This window comes from Lichenihabitans sp. Uapishka_5 (genome assembly GCF_033947565.1).
GTDB lineage: Bacteria > Pseudomonadota > Alphaproteobacteria > Rhizobiales > Beijerinckiaceae > Lichenihabitans.
The window spans coordinates 1-14,813 of the sequence record NZ_JARPVX010000027.1 but is presented as its reverse complement, the minus strand read 5'-3'; the positions used below and the strand labels follow the sequence as shown (position 1 = coordinate 14,813).

The following is a 14,813-nucleotide window of genomic DNA, read 5'->3' as shown; positions in this document are numbered from 1 at the left end:
GCGTCGAAACGTCCAAAAGCCCGCGACAACGTTCAATCCCGCCGCACCCCATCGGGGGCATAGGTGACCCGTCGTCCCGCTGCGAGGTGCCGGTGAAACCCTATGCCATTTCGCTTGCCGCCGGCTTGGTGGTGGGGCTCCTGTACGGCATGCTCGGCGTGGCCTCTCCCGCCCCGCCCGTCGTGGCCCTGGTGGGCCTCCTCGGCATCCTGCTCGGCGAGCAGGTCCTGCCGGTCGGCCGCCGCCTCCTGGGCGGCACCAGCTTCGCGGCGGCCTGCAGGGCCGCAGGCGCCCCTCTCCACGTGTTCGGCGACCTTCCGGGCCGGCACGCCCGCGGGACAGCGCCCACCTTGGCCCCCACACAGGAACGAAGATCATGACCGATGCCCCCGACCTGATCCTGCACCGCGGGCTTTTCACGACGCTCGACCGCGCCAACCCGACCGCGAGCGCCGTGGCGATCAAGGACGGCGCCTTCTCGGCGGTGGGGCACGACCGCGAGGTCCTCCCCCTTGCCGGCCCGGGCACGCGCGTCGTCGACCTGCGCGGCCGCCGCGTGCTGCCGGGCCTCATCGACAACCACCTCCACATCATCCGAGGCGGCCTGAACTTCAACATGGAGCTCCGGTGGGATGGCGTGCGCTCCCTCGCCGACGCCATGTCCATGCTGAAGCGACAGGTGGCGGTCACCCCGCCGCCTCAATGGGTGCGGGTCGTCGGCGGCTTCACCGAGCATCAATTCGCCGAAAAGCGCCTGCCGACGCTCGACGAGGTGAACGCGGTCGCGCCCGACACGCCGGTGTTCCTGCTCCACCTTTATGACCGGGCGCTCCTCAACGGCGCGGCCCTCCGAGCCTGCGGCTACGCCAAGGACACGCCCGCCCCTCCGGGCGGCGAGATCGTCAGGGATTCTTCGGGCACCCCGACGGGTTTGCTCCTCGCCAAGCCCAACGCGGCGATCCTCTACGCCACGCTCGCGAAGGGCCCCAAGCTGCCCTTCGACTACCAGCTGAACTCGACCCGCCATTTCATGCGCGAGCTGAACCGGCTCGGCGTCACCGGGGCGATCGACGCCGGCGGCGGCTTCCAGAACTACCCGGACGATTACGCCGTCATCCAGAAGCTCGCCGACGAGGGCCAGCTCACGGTCCGCCTCGCCTACAACCTCTTCACGCAGAAGCCGAAGGGGGAGAAGGAGGACTTCCTCAACTGGACCCGGACGTCCAAGTACAAGCAGGGCAGCGACTACTTCCGCCACAACGGCGCGGGCGAGATGCTGGTGTTCTCGGCCGCCGACTTCGAGGATTTCCGGCAGCCCCGCCCGGACATGGAACCCGGGATGGAGGGCGATCTCGAGGGCGTCGTCCGGGTCCTTGCCGAGAACCGTTGGCCTTGGCGCCTCCACGCGACCTACGACGAGACGATCTCGCGGGCGCTCGACGTCTTCGAGAAGGTCGACCAGGACGTGCCGTTGCAGGGCCTCAACTGGTTCTTCGACCATGCCGAGACGATCTCGCCCGCGAACATCGACCGCGTCGCGGCGCTCGGCGGCGGCATCGCCGTCCAGCACCGCATGGCCTATCAAGGGGAATACTTCGTCGAGCGCTATGGCCACGGCGCGGCCGAGGCGACCCCGCCGGTCGCCACCATGCTCGAGAAGGGCGTTCACGTGTCGGCCGGGACGGACGCGACGCGCGTTGCTTCCTACAATCCTTGGGTGTCCCTCGCCTGGCTCGTCACCGGGCGGACCGTCGGGGGCATGCAGCTCTACCCCAGGCGCAACTGCCTCGACCGCGAGACCGCGCTGCGCATGTGGACCGAGAACGTCACGTGGTTCTCGAACGAGGAAGGTCGGAAGGGCCGCATCGCGGTCGGTCAGTTCGCCGACCTCGTGGTGCCCGACCGCGATTTCTTCTCCTGCGCCGAGGCGGACATCGCCGACACGACGTCGGACCTGACGATGGTGGGCGGGAAGGTGGTCTATGGCGCGGGTCCCTTCGCGAACCTCGACGACAACCCCGTCCCGCCCGCCATGCCCGATTGGTCGCCCGTGCGCCGCTTCGGCGGTTACGCGGCCTGGGGCGAGCGCGAGGAACCTTCGGAGGCTGCGACCGCCTTCCGGCGCATGGCGGCCCAGGCGTGTGGCTGCGCCGACGCCTGCGGTCTCCACGGCCACGACCATGCGACCGCCTGGTCGAGCCGGCTGCCGATCTCCGACCTCAAGGGCTTTTGGGGCGCGCTCGGATGCGCCTGCTGGGCCGTTTGAGGGAGGCCACCGTGCAGACCTACCTCGTCCCGCTCGGGGCCGGCGTCCTGGCCGGCATCGTCTACAGCCTGCTTCGCGTGCGTTCCCCCGCACCCCCTGCCATCGCGCTCGTCGGCCTCCTCGGGATGTTGGCGGGCGAGGCCGTCGTCGCCTTGGCCAGGGGATTGTGATGGCGTTCCCGAAGATGTTCCAGGCCGTTCCGACGATCCTCTCGTCGCGAGCTTGGCATGGCTGGGTCGTCCCCATGGCCATTTGCGCCCTGCTCGGCGCGGAACTCCCCGCGATGGCCGGCGCGCCGCAGCTTCGCACGCAGGCGCCGGGCTACTACCGGTTCATGCTCGGCGACTTCGAGGTCACGGCATTGCTCGACGGCACGCACGGGTTTCCGGCCTACGCGGTCCTGCAGCGGATGAACGGGACCGGCGGCGCGGACCTCCTGGAGAAGGCGGAGCCCGGCACGACGGACGCCCTCCTCGGGGCCGTCGATTTGAAGGCACCCCCGGAGGGCTCCATCAACGGCTTCCTCGTCAACACCGGGAAGCAGTTGGTGCTGATCGATGCCGGCGCGGGTTCCTTCTACGGGGCCTGCTGTGGACGTCTGTTGTCCAACCTCCTGGCCGCGGGCTATCGGGCGGACCAGGTCGACGTCGTGCTCCTCACGCACCTGCACATGGACCACGTGGGCGGCATCCTCAAAGATGACCATGCCGCCTTCCCGAACGCCACGGTGCGGGTCAGCCGCCGGGACGCGGACTATTGGCTGGACGCCTCCCACGAGCCGAACGCGCCCGCGAACCTCCTCCCCATGTTCGGCGTCGCCCGGAAGGCCCTGCAGCCCTACCGGGACGGCGGACGGTTCTCCACTTTCGAGGACGGCGCGGAGGTCCTGCCCGGGATCCGCGCGATCGCGACGCCGGGCCACACGCCTGGACATAGCTCCTACCTCGTCGAGAGCCGGGGCCAGCGCCTCCTGGCGTGGGGCGACGTCGTGCACGTGGCACCGGTTCAGTTCCCGCGGCCGGACGTGACCGTGACCTACGACAGCGACGCGCGATCGGCGGAGCGGTCCCGCGACGCGCTCTACGCGGAGGCGGCCGGAAACGGTGAATGGGTCGCCGCCGCCCACATCGGCTTCCCGGGCCTCGGCCACGTCCGGCGCGACGGCGACCGCTTCATGTGGGTGCCCGCCAACTACACCACCGTCCTGACGCCTCCGGCGCCCTGACCAGGGTCGCACCGTCCGAAAGGGTCGCCATGTCTCCGATCCATCATCACACCGTCCACGCGAACGGCATACGCCAGCACTACCTCGACGCGGGCGAGGGGCCGCCCGTCCTCCTCCTCCATGGCTTTCCCGAGACGAGCTTCGCGTGGCGGCACCAGATCCCGGCGTTGTCCGCGCGCTACCGCGTCATCGCTCCCGACCTGCGTGGGTACGGGGAGACGGACAAACCCGCGACGGGTTACGACAAGCGCACCATGGCGCGTGACCTCGTCGAGTTGATGCGCGCGCTCGACGTCCCGAAGGTCGCGCTGGTGGGGCACGACCGTGGCGCCCGCGTCGCGACGCGCTTCGCCAAGGACCATCCGGACCTGATCGACCGGCTCGTCGTAATGGACAACGTGCCGACCCGGATCGTAGCGCGCGATTTGGATGCCGGGAAGGCGCGGGCCTATTGGTTCTTCTTCTTCCATCTCGTGCCTGACCTGCCGGAGGCGCTCATCGCCGGACGGGAGGACTTGTGGCTTCGGCACTTCTTCTCGGACTGGTGCTACGACCCCCAGGCGATCACGGGGGCGGACTTCGAGACCTACGTCCGGGCCTACCGTCGGCCGGGGGCCGTCCGGGGCGCGATGGCGGACTACCGCGCCAGCGCCGAGGACGTGGCGCAGGACCTCGTCGACGCCGAGGCGAAGATCGCCTGCCCCGTGTTGTCGCTCTGGGGGGCCGATTTCGAAGCCGTGGGCGGGATGTTCGACATGCGGTCCGTCTGGGCCGAGATGGCCGACGACCTTCGCGCGGTGCCGATCCCGCGTTGTGGCCACCTTCCGCAGGAGGAGAGGCCAGAGGAGGTCAATGCCCTGCTCCTCGACTTCCTGCAGCCCTGGAAGGGCTGACGGCCCCCTCCTCCCCGACCTCAAGGAAAGACCCATGCCCTCCCTGTTCGACCCGATCCGCCTCGGCGCCATCGACGCGCCAAACCGGATGCTCATGGCGCCCCTGACCCGCGCCCGAGCGACCAGCGATCACGTGCCGACGCCACTCATGGCGGAATACTACCGGCAGCGCGCGAGCGCCGGGCTGATCATCTCCGAAGCCACCGGCGTCAGCCTGCAAGGACTCGGCTGGCCCTACACGCCCGGGATCTGGAACGACGAGCAGGTCGAGGCCTGGCGCCCGGTGACCTCGGCGGTCCATGCCGCGGGCGGGCGCATCGTCTGCCAACTCTGGCACATGGGGCGGCTCGTCCATCCCAGCATGCCCGGACGCGGGCAACCCGTGTCCGCGTCGGCCACGACGGCTCCCGGTCACGCGCACACCTATGGTGGGAAGCCGCCGCACGTGGAAGCCAGGCCGTTGGCTGTCGGCGAGATCCCGGCACTGCTCGGGGATTACCGGAACGCGGCGCGCAACGCGCTCGACGCCGGTTTCGACGGGGTCGAGGTGCATGCCGCGAACGGCTACCTGATCGACCAGTTCCTGCGGGCGAGCTCGAATCTCAGGACCGACGCCTATGGTGGCTCGATCACGCATCGCGTCCGACTGCTGCAGGAAGTCGTCGAGGCCGTCGCCGCCGTCGTCGGGCCGGATCGCACGGGTGTCCGCTTGTCCCCGAACGGCGAGAGCCAGGGCGTGAACGATCCGGATCCTGAACGCCTCTTCGCCGCCGCGGCGGGCATGTTGTCGGACATCGGGATCGCCTTTCTCGAACTGCGCGAACCACCCGAGGATGGCACGCGCGGCAAGCCGGACCACCCGCCCGTCCATCCGACGATCCGGCGGCATTTCCAGGGGCCGCTCGTCCTGAACTCCGACTTCGATGGCGCGCGCGCCCGACGCGCGGTCGAAGCCGGTCAAGCGGACGCGATCGCCTTCGGCCGCGGGTTCCTGGCGAATCCGGACCTGCCACGTCGCCTGGCGAAAGGGGTGCCACTCGCCCCCGATGAAATGGCGACTTGGTACACGCAGGGGCCGGAAGGCTACGTCGATTATCCGGTCGCAGCCGAATGATGATGCTCGGCACGAGGCGATCCATCCATATTCTTGATCGACGGCACCGATCTATTCTCAGTTCTGTGGATGGACGTCTTGACTACCTTTGCCTTGTTCGGTTGGGCGGCTCAAAACTTGGAGGACGACATGTCTAAGGGGATCCATCACGTGACGGCCATCTCCGGCCCCGCGCAGTGCAATCTGGACTTCCACGCCAAGGTGCTGGGTCAGCGCTTGGTGAAGCGCACAGTGAACTTCGACGATCCCGGCACCTATCACCTCTACTACGGCGACGCCGCGGGATCCCCGGGCAGCATCCTGACCTTTTTCCCCTGGGACGGCGTCTCTCCTGGACGGCTAGGGGCCGGGGAGACGCTGGAGACGTCCTTCCGGGTTCCCGCGGGCTCGTTCGCCTGGTGGACGGAACGGCTCCGGTACGGCGGCGCCGCCGTCGAGGCGCCCGTCCGGCGTTTCGGGGCATCCGTGCTGTCGTTCACCGACCCGGACGGAATGCGCCTCGCGCTCGTGGGGCTCGAGGGCATAGGGGCGGAACCACATTGGGAGCACGGCGGCGTTCCGGCGGAACACGCCCTCCGGGGCTTTCACGGCGTCACCCTCCTCGTCAACGACGCCGCCCCGACGGCTGGCGTGCTCACCGACGTCATGGGCTTCGTCGCTGCCGGCAAGGAAGGGGCGACCTCCCGCTTCCTCGCCCCCGACGTCGCCATTGGCGGCGTGGTGGACCTCCGCGTCGAACCTGGACTGCCGCGTGGACGCCAGGGTGGGGGATCGGTCCATCACGTGGCGTTCCGGGCCGCCGACGACGCCGCGCAGGCCGAGATGGTGCGCAAGTTGCGAAACGACCATGGGTTGGCGACGACCGAGCAGAAGGATCGCAACTACTTCCGTTCCGTGTACCTGCGCGAGCCCGGCGGGGTGATCTTCGAGATTGCGACCGACCAGCCGGGGTTCGCGGTCGACGAGCCTGGCGAGACCTTGGGTCAATCGCTCAAGCTGCCGTCCTTCTTGGAGAGTGACCGGGCCCGGATCCAGGCGGTGTTGCCGGAGTTGGCCGGATGAACCCCGACCTGGGCTTCGTTCATCGGTACGTCCCAGGCGAGGTACCCGACCGCACGCCCCTCCTGCTCCTCCATGGCACCGGGGGAGACGAAGTGGACCTGCTTTCCTTCGCGACGTCGGTCGCGCCGGGGGCAGCGGTCTTGTCGCCCCGCGGGAACGTGACGGAGCGTGGCATGCCGCGCTTCTTCCGCCGACGGGCCGAGGGCGTGTTCGACCCCGACGAGGTTCGTCGGGGCGCCGACGACCTTGCGCGCTTCGTCGTCGACGCGCGACGGACCTACGGCCTCGCGGCCCCGGTCGCGGTCGGTTATTCCAACGGCGCCAACGTCGCGGCCGTGCTCCTCGCGCGCCACCCGGGCCTCCTGTCCGGGGCGGCCCTGTTGCGCCCCATGACGGTGCTCGAGGACGTGGCGCAACCCGGACCCGACGCGCCGGTGCTGATCCTCTCGGGCGCCATGGATCCGATCGCGACCGTGGCGGATGCGAGGCGCCTCGCCGAGATCCTGCGACTGGGCGGGGCACGGGTGCGCCAGGAGGTCTTGAGGACCGGGCACGGCCTGACCCCCGACGACGGGCACCTGGTCGCCCGTTGGCTGTCCGAAACGGAGGGTGGTTGGAACGCGGGCCTAGGTCGCCAAGGTTCACCCGACGGAGCGTAGGAAGCGGCGACGCGATCCGATCGCGCGACGCCGCCAACGACCGCGCCTGACGGCGCGGAAGCGTTCGCCCGCCGTCGCCGGGATTTCCCGACGGAGCAGCCGTCCGAGGTAGCGGCTGTGCTGTCGGGCGAGGCGCAGGGCCTCGTTCTGTGCCGCAAGCCACCGGGAGAGGACCTCGTCGTCGGGCGACGCCTCCGCGTCCAGCTCCGCGACGCGCAGTTCCAGCCAGCGGACCCGGTGGTAGAACTCGATGATCTCGACGGCGGTGCGGGCCGAAAAGAGGCCGATGTGGCCCGAGTTGTTGGCGTAGACCGAAAGATCCTGACGCCACAGGCCGAGCACCAGGCGCAGGTCCTTGTACCGCGATCCGGAGGATCCCGTCACGACTTCCATCCGGGTTTGGTAGCGCCACAGGCTGCGGTGGATGGATTTGACCTCGGCCAGGAGCGCCAAGCCGTAAATCCGGCGCTCCTGCTTGCGCAGCCAGCCGGTGCTGAGCAACGAGCCGATGTATCCGGTGACGATGCTGACCATGGCGGAAAGAAGGACCGTGCCGCTCACGACGCGCGGACCCTTGCGGGGATGGGCTCGTTCATCACGAGTCCGACGAGCATGACGAGGGGCGGGATCGCGAAGCACCAGCAGCCGAGCGCGGCGTAGAGGAGCGCGGCAAGGCCACATCCGACCGCGAAGGTCGCCACGCTCGATGCGAGGCGGACCAACCGTGGCCTCACCACCGAGGCGTCCGTCTTTCCGCAGGCGAGGTCGGCGACGTCGATCATGATCTGCGTGGTGGTGCCTGTCATCAGGGTCGATGGGGGCACTTCGGCCAGGTGGGCGCGATGGGCGGCGTTCTGGACCGCCATGGCGGTGACGAGCGTCATGCCCGTCAGCAGTGCGGGGCCGGTGTCCGCGTTCGCGAACGGGCCGAGGAGGATCGCGAGGGTTCCGCCCGCGAAGAGCAGGACCGTCTGGGCCGTGAGGAGGATGGTGAGCACTGGCCAACCGCGGTCGATGAGGCGGTGGCTCACGAGCCTGGTCGAGACGACGACGACGCAGAAGACCGGCAAGGCGAGGAGCTTCGCATAGGCGCCGCTCGTGCCATTCGCGATCGCGGCCCCGAACGTGACGAAGTTGCCGGTGACGTGCGCCGTGAACAGGCCCTGCAGGGCCAGGAACCCCGCCGTGTCGACGTAGCCGCCGTTGAAGCTGAGGAGGGTGCCGAGGCTCGGTTTCGAGATCATGCGGGTGTCCTCACCAGGCGAATTTCATTTCGACGCCGAGATAGTCGCTGTCGCGCCCCCCGGCGCGCCGAATCGTATCGCCGACGTCGTAGTGCACGGCTTCGACGGCCCCGGTCGTGTTGGCGTCGAAAACGTAGTCGGCGCGAAGCTGCCCATAGGCGCCCGTCCACCGGTCGCCCCGGCCCTGCGTGCCCGGCAACGCGACGCTCGGTTGCACGTAGATCGCGTCGGCGGTCGTCTGCCGCCACTGCAGGCCGAACGCCCCCGTCAGGGTCAGACCCGCGGCCGGCTCGACCGTGAGCGACGGCTTCAGGTGGATGAGGTTGGCGGAGCCCGTGTAGCCCGCCAGCGTGAAGTAGTAGCCGTTGGGGAAGAGCGGGTTGAAGGTGCCCACCGTGCCGTCACCCCCGTGCCGGTCGCCGGAGGCCGTGTCGGCCTGGATGCCGATCCTCGGCGTCCAGGGCAGGTCGGCCATCGTGTAGCCGGTGCGCGTTCCGACCGCATAGGCCTCGATCGACTTCGCGCCGACGCGACCGATCTGGCCCATTGTTTCGAGATCCCAGTCGAAGCCGTCCGCCGAGCCGGCGAAACGGGCGTCGAAGACGTCGCGCCGCTCCTCGCCGAACCCATCCAGGTAGCGGCCGTTGCTGCGTTGATAGCGCCCCCAATAGGCCGACAGTTCGTCGTCGTCGAACACCTTGCGCTCGATCCTCGCGGTGGAGAACAGGAAGTCGCGGTTCGAGGCGTCGTCGAAGGGATCGGCGAAGCTGTACTGCACGGGTTGGCTGACGAAGCCGAGGACGCGCCAAGGGCCGCTTTCCCAGTCGGCCCAGATGGCGTCGAAGGCTTGCCGCACGTTCGGTCCGTCGCGCGAGGAGACGAAGCGTTGCAGGTCGAAGGCGAAGTCCTGTCGGCCGAGACGGAACTTGAAGGTGCCTGGCTCGAAGGTCTTCGTGTAGCTGAGGAAAGCGAGGCGAAGGTCGAGCGGGTTCTCGTCCACGGAGGTGATGGTCCGCTTCCCAGGTGCGCGCACGTCTTCGAACTGCGCGAAGACCTGCCAGTTCTCGTCCGGACGGATGTCGACGTGGAACTGCAGGCGGTCGAGGAGGTAGGCGTCGCCCTTGACGCCGCCGATGCCGAAGCCGGGCGCGTCGTTCGACTCGAAGCGCTCCCGCAGCGTGAGCCCAAGCGAGACGTAGCTCTTCGGATCCGGCGGGAACAGGGGGACGTACTTGAGGTCGTCGAACGGCCGTTTGCGCAAGGAAGGGCTCGCGAGTGCCGACCAGTCCTCCTGCCACCGGTTGGCTTTGATGACGGGCCTGGATGGAGCCGCCGCGCCCTGCGGCGACGCGTCGGGCGGGTTGCCGGCGTTGGTGGCCGCGGCGTCTTCGGCGTGCCCCGGTTGCGGCACCGCCCATGCGATCAAGCCGATCATCAGCGGAAGGCTCATGGCCTTGCTGGCCCAGGTCGGAAGACCGAGCGCCACGAGCTTCGGTCGACTATTCACTCCACCACGATCCCGTTCTCCTCACGGTTGAACGATGCAGGGATAGCTGTGCCGATGATGGGGCTCTTGTCGAAATCGGCGAACGTTTGGACGCAGGACCCGAATGATCGAATGGTACGTCGGGTCACGTCATGCACGGCCCGAACGGGAAGGTGCATCTTCGCGACCCTCCTCGAGGGTCTTTGCCTCGATCCGCCAGGAGCCCCACGAACGCTTGGACTTGGCCGGGGGGTGGATTGCACGCACTGGCTCGATCCTGCTCCGATCCTGGGGCCGGTCGCCTGATCACTGACGATCGGCACCAGGATCGCCCGCGATCGGGAAGCGTCCAAGCCGGGCTGACGGCCTCGATGGTCGTGCACGCCTTCGCCCGATCGGGGCGTGGGCTTCGATCTTCGTACCCGTTTGGAAATCTGCAATGGCTCGAGGGACCGCGCATGCTCGCTCCGCGTCAGTCCGACCAACACCGCGTCGCTTCGGCGAAGTCGTCATGGCCACGAGATGATCGAAGGTCGGTGGGGTGGCATACGGACGTATGGTTCAAAGCAACGCCGACCTGACGCATAGGTCGGTAACGCCAATGTGCTGGAGGGCAAGCAGATGTCGTCTTCGACTGCTTTCGTGATTGGGACCGGGGCGGGACGCAACCTTCACGTCGGGGACCTCGCCGAAGTTGGCCTACGTTCAAGCGCTCTTGTCCACGACTTGAACAACTTGCTCCAAGTCGTGGCTGGCAACCTCGCCTTCGTCGCCAAAGGCACCCTCGATGCGAAGACGTCCAGGCATCTCGACCTCGCGCGGTTGGGCCTCGAGCGTTGTGCGACGCTCGCGCGGCGCACGTTGCGTCCAAATGCCGAGGCGGCCATCGAGAGGATCTGCCTCTTGGAGGCCATGACGCACCTCCACCGCCAATGTCGTCAGGCTTGCGGCGAGGGCATCGTGCTCGCGATCGACGTCGAGGACGACGACCTGTCCATCGTGGCGGATCCGATCGGGTTTGAGAACGCCATCATCAACCTCGTGCTGAACGCTATCCAGGCCATGAATGGTCAAGGTGCCATCGGGATCTCATGTCGCGCCGCGGAACCGTTGGATCATGGTGGGGCGACCGCCGGCAGGGCGCCGGTCGTCCTCATCGCGGTCGAGGACACGGGTCCCGGCATGCCGCCGGAGGTGGCGAGTGCCGTCGTCGAGCGCTTCTTCACGACCAAGCCGGGCGGGAGCGGTCATGGGCTCGCCAACGTGCGCGCCTTCGTCGAAGCGGTCGGCGGAACGCTGGACATCGACACCGGACTTGGCCGGGGCACGAAGGTTACACTCGCCATGCCCGTTGTTCCGCGCCTGGCGGACGGTGACCCATCGCTGAAGCGATGACGTCGATGCGAACCGGATCCGTCCCATGTCGACCGGAACGATCGCCTACTTGGTCGCCGCATCGCTGCGGGAAGTCAGGTTCGGCCACGTCTACGGCGTCGTGGCGAGCGGCCGCATGGGCTAAGTCGAGCACGACGACTCCCATGATGTCGCTCTCCAGCGGCTTCATCGGCCCCTCCTCCGGCCACGCCGCCATGTACGCGTCGACCCGCGACCGGTGTTTCAGTCAGCCGCGTCATCATTCGCGTGCCCTACCCTGTGTGGCGCGGACAGGGCTGCCGTTGCCGCGGCAGCCAAGGATGCATCCCTGGAAACCTGCACGGGCGGCACTGCCAAAGCGATCCCGTTCGCCTCGAATGACTGCTTGATCATCATCAGCGCCCGCCGTCGCGCCGCGAATTGCGCGTCGCCGGGGCGCGTCATCATCTTGGTCTGGATCTGGATCGCATAGTCGCCGAACTGCGCCACGCCTTGCATCTTCAATGGCGCGAGGATGTCGGGCCCGAACTCTTCGTCCTGCGTCAGCTCGACCCCGATGGTCTTGATCAGCTTGCGCACGCGCTCGAGGTCGGTGCCGTAGGGCACGTTGAGCACGATCTTGTCCACCACCCAGTCGCGGCTCTGGTTCTGCACGGCCCCGAGGCTGCCGAAGGGAATGGTGTAGAGCGCTCCACGCTGGTGCCTGAGCTTCACCGATCGCAGGCTGAAACTCTCCACCGTGCCCTTGTAGCTGCCGCTCTGGATGTACTCGCCGATGCGGAAGGCGTCATCGACGAGGTAGAAGATGCCGGAAATGACGTCCTTGACGAGCGTCTGCGCCCCGAACCCGACCGCGACCCCCACCACGCCGGCGCTTGCGATCAATGGCCCGATCTGGACGCCGACGGCGGCCAGCATCATCATGGCCGCCACGAGCACCAATGCCGCGAGCGCCATGTTGGAGACGATGGGCAACAGCGTCTGCAGGCGCGCCGCGTGTCCGGCATCGGGACCCGACGCCCCATGGGCCAATGGTCGTTGCATCTTGTGGTCGAGCACGGCGCGGATGGCCGTCCAAAGGAATTCCGTCGCGAGACCGATCACCGCGACGCTGACTGCCGCTCGCACGAGGCGGGTCGTCAACGTGTCCTCCATGGTGAGGGAGATGATGTCGACGCCGAACACCCAGGCCAGGGTGAGAGCGGCGCTCACGAGCACGAAGCTCCGCACGCCGCGCGAGAAAAGGTGCGCTTGCAGCGAAAGGATCTGCCCATCGTCCTCCGCTCCCGTGGGACGGAGGACGTGCAGCACCGATGCCTTTGCGACGGCGATGGCGATCGGCAGGGCGGTGACGAAGGACAAGAGCCAGAATGCCGTCCGAGCCTGCACGACCCAGCATAGCCAAAGGGCCACGGAGGCGACCGTCAACGACGGTGCCCGCAAGCGTCGTCGGTGGTACGCGGAATCGTCGGCGTCGGTTTTGCGCCCCGGTTCTTCGGGTAGTCGCCAGACCGCCTCAACCGTGACGCCCACGAGTAGCAGGCCAAGGGCGTCGCGCCCGAACTCCGTCGCGAGCGGCGACAGTCCGAAACGCGATAGGACGCCGATGGTGGCCCCACCGAACGACAACAACGTCATGAGGGTGGTGAGGCGAAGATAAAGGAACCAAGCCGTGCGGGTGGCGACCGGGACAACCCTGAAGCGTTCGGCCCCGGGAGCGAGCAGGAAGCGAGCGACGATGGTGATGAGGCGGACGCCCAGGAACGCCAGCAGGTAGGCGAGCAGGGTTTCCTTGATGAGTTCGGGCCATCCGAACAAGAGGAACGCGCCGATGCTCCCGAGCGCGAAGGACGCGAGCAGGCCGAAGCCGTACAGCAAACGGGCGAAGACGGCCCGCACCCTGTCGTCCACCGAATCGAGCCTGAGCTCCAGGAGCCAGCGTCGGAATGGTCGGCCGGCGACGTGGAACAAACCTTGGACGCCGTAGCCCATGGCGATGAAGATCGCGAGAGCCGCGAGCGTCGCGTAGACGCCGCTCGATCGTCGGACGGCCTCGACCGCCATGGTCTTCGAGGACCGGGCCTGCGCGATGAACTCGGAGGATGAATCGAGGAGGTCGCCAAGATGCCTGCGCAATCCGTCGAGCCGTGCGGCGAGGCTCACGCTCATGGCCTTCCCGGGCATCGCCGCTTGCATGCGAAGCTCCGTGTTTCGGCCCTGATCGAGGTACCGGCGCACGTCGGGGTCTCCAAGCAGGTCGAGGAGCTGTTGGACCTTTGGATCGACGACACCGGCCGGAACCGACGAAGCGGCGCCCGACTCGGTTGTGATCGGAGCCGCATGCCCGAGATGGGGCGTCAGCCCCAGGCATAGCACCAGGAGCAGCGGCATCCGCGAGCTGCGGGCGCTGGCCGGCGTGAGTTCGTGCGACGCGACTGCATCCTCATACATACGTCGTTCAGAACCTTGGCTTCGGATCGAAGGACTGCTCGGCTCTCGAGCTTGCGACGCATCTTAGATCACCAAGAGCGCATCCAATTGTCCTGATGCGGCACGATCAGCCGACTTCCAGCGGTAATGCCTCGCTTCCCTTCATGGAAGTCATCGTTTCTGGATCCGACCGAGCCGACCTATCGAACCGCCAGCGAAAGGCGCACTGCATCGGCCAACCCTGTTTTGACAATGACGTCCCGGCTGCAAGCCGACGCCATCCGCCCACGCCCGCCACGCGTCCCGGCTCGTTCAATGCTCCTGGAGCTCAGGATTCAAGTGGTCCACGGCTTCCACGTCGTTCGCGGGCACGTTCAGGGCCACGAGGTTCAACTCCCGGAAACGGATGTGCATCGATACGTCACGCGTCCCGTCTCCCTGACGTGAAACGAGGGTGCGCCATTGCGATCCACGGACGATGCTTCCCACGATGCCGATCGTCCCCAGCATCTCCGGGTGTTGCCGCCCGAGCAACGACTCGGGTCGAAGCTTCACGCGCGCGCCCTCTTCGATCATGTCGACTTGCTCCAGACCATAATTGTTCGCGTTTTGTTCTAATGTCGAACCGGCGATGGTCAAGTCGCCATGCGGTTCCGGGCATTGCCACGGGAACGCCGGCACCTCCGCTTCGTGGATGACGTCTGCGCGGATCACGTGAAGTGGCGTGACGTGGGGCTGATGGAGCGGCACGGCGTCATTCCCAAATCCACAGGTCCGGCGACCACCTCCGATGAATGGGAGCACGTGAGAACCGGACGGCGGAGGAGGCATCTCCGACGTCAGTGCCGGCGAGCACGTCGTGGGGCGCCGTGACCAGCTTGGCTAGACTAGGTTGGCCGCTTCCGGGGGCGTCCCGGCTTGCGGGGCATCGCGTCGGCTTCGGCGTCCCATCTTCTGTTCAACCTTTCTGACGTATCCACGGGCAGTTCGTCGACCGCCTTCAGGGCCACGCCGTCACCGATCCGGGTTCCGGAAACCTCTTGGCCTTCGAGGAAGACCG

General features: G+C 67.6%; 13 protein-coding genes and 1 pseudogene. 9 read left to right on the top strand and 5 right to left on the bottom strand.

The genetic code is table 11. The features are described 5' to 3' along the window. The first annotated feature begins 92 nt into the window (after positions 1-92). From P7D22_RS11710 to P7D22_RS11675, 8 genes and pseudogenes are all read left to right on the top strand, one after another. Positions 93-380: a DUF1427 family protein gene (locus tag P7D22_RS11710; RefSeq protein ID WP_319934415.1), complete on the top strand. Its 288-nt coding sequence runs from the start codon at positions 93-95 to the stop codon at positions 378-380. Further along, the gene (locus P7D22_RS11705; protein WP_319934414.1) at positions 377-2,266 is read left to right on the top strand and encodes an amidohydrolase; all 1,890 of its coding nucleotides are present in this window, start codon (positions 377-379) and stop codon (positions 2,264-2,266) included. The genes P7D22_RS11710 and P7D22_RS11705 overlap by 4 nt, the downstream gene beginning before the upstream one ends. A gap of 11 nt (positions 2,267-2,277) precedes the next feature. Further along, positions 2,278-2,433, top strand: a pseudogene (locus P7D22_RS11700) (DUF1427 family protein); the annotation flags it as partial. A gap of 2 nt (positions 2,434-2,435) precedes the next feature. After that, positions 2,436-3,491 carry an MBL fold metallo-hydrolase gene (locus P7D22_RS11695; protein ID WP_319934413.1) on the top strand — a complete coding sequence of 352 codons (1,056 nt, stop codon included), beginning with the start codon at positions 2,436-2,438 and terminating at the stop codon, positions 3,489-3,491. 29 nt (positions 3,492-3,520) lie between these two features. Then, on the top strand, positions 3,521-4,384 hold the full coding sequence (locus tag P7D22_RS11690) for an alpha/beta fold hydrolase (protein ID WP_319934412.1): 864 nt from the start codon (positions 3,521-3,523) through the stop codon (positions 4,382-4,384). Positions 4,385-4,418: 34 nt separating this feature from the next. Continuing rightward, a complete protein-coding gene (locus P7D22_RS11685; protein WP_319934444.1) occupies positions 4,419-5,498 on the top strand; it encodes an alkene reductase in 1,080 nt (359 codons plus the stop codon). Between the two features lie 129 nt (positions 5,499-5,627). Next, complete coding sequence (locus tag P7D22_RS11680) at positions 5,628-6,560, top strand: ring-cleaving dioxygenase (RefSeq protein ID WP_319934443.1); 933 nt, start codon at positions 5,628-5,630, stop codon at positions 6,558-6,560. A gap of 173 nt (positions 6,561-6,733) precedes the next feature. After that, complete coding sequence (locus P7D22_RS11675; protein WP_319934411.1) at positions 6,734-7,219, top strand: alpha/beta hydrolase; 486 nt, start codon at positions 6,734-6,736, stop codon at positions 7,217-7,219. Here the strand turns inward: P7D22_RS11675 and P7D22_RS11670 are convergent. From P7D22_RS11670 to P7D22_RS11660, 3 genes are read right to left on the bottom strand one after another with little or no spacing between them, the layout of a single operon-like run. Then, positions 7,202-7,780, bottom strand: coding sequence for a hypothetical protein (locus P7D22_RS11670; RefSeq protein ID WP_319934410.1), 579 nt, complete (start codon positions 7,778-7,780; stop codon positions 7,202-7,204). The two genes, P7D22_RS11675 and P7D22_RS11670, sit on opposite strands and share 18 nt — an antisense overlap. Then, positions 7,777-8,463 carry a YoaK family protein gene (locus P7D22_RS11665; protein ID WP_319934409.1) on the bottom strand — a complete coding sequence of 229 codons (687 nt, stop codon included), beginning with the start codon at positions 8,461-8,463 and terminating at the stop codon, positions 7,777-7,779. Before P7D22_RS11665 ends, P7D22_RS11670 begins: the two co-directional genes overlap by 4 nt. 10 nt (positions 8,464-8,473) lie before the next feature. Beyond that, positions 8,474-9,898: an alginate export family protein gene (locus P7D22_RS11660; RefSeq protein WP_442916075.1), complete on the bottom strand. Its 1,425-nt coding sequence runs from the start codon at positions 9,896-9,898 to the stop codon at positions 8,474-8,476. A gap of 786 nt (positions 9,899-10,684) precedes the next feature. Between P7D22_RS11660 and P7D22_RS11655 the strand changes: the two genes are divergently transcribed. Next, positions 10,685-11,344 (top strand): sensor histidine kinase, encoded by a 660-nt coding sequence (locus P7D22_RS11655; RefSeq protein ID WP_319934407.1) that lies wholly within the window; start codon positions 10,685-10,687, stop codon positions 11,342-11,344. A 222-nt stretch (positions 11,345-11,566) separates the two neighbouring features. Here the strand turns inward: P7D22_RS11655 and P7D22_RS11650 are convergent, their stop codons facing one another. Both P7D22_RS11650 and P7D22_RS11645 read right to left on the bottom strand, forming a co-directional pair. After that, a complete protein-coding gene (locus P7D22_RS11650; protein WP_319934406.1) occupies positions 11,567-13,492 on the bottom strand; it encodes a mechanosensitive ion channel family protein in 1,926 nt (641 codons plus the stop codon). A gap of 573 nt (positions 13,493-14,065) precedes the next feature. Then, positions 14,066-14,503, bottom strand: a complete 438-nt coding sequence (locus P7D22_RS11645; RefSeq protein ID WP_319934405.1) for a hypothetical protein — start codon at positions 14,501-14,503, stop codon at positions 14,066-14,068. Positions 14,504-14,813: the final 310 nt, after the last annotated feature.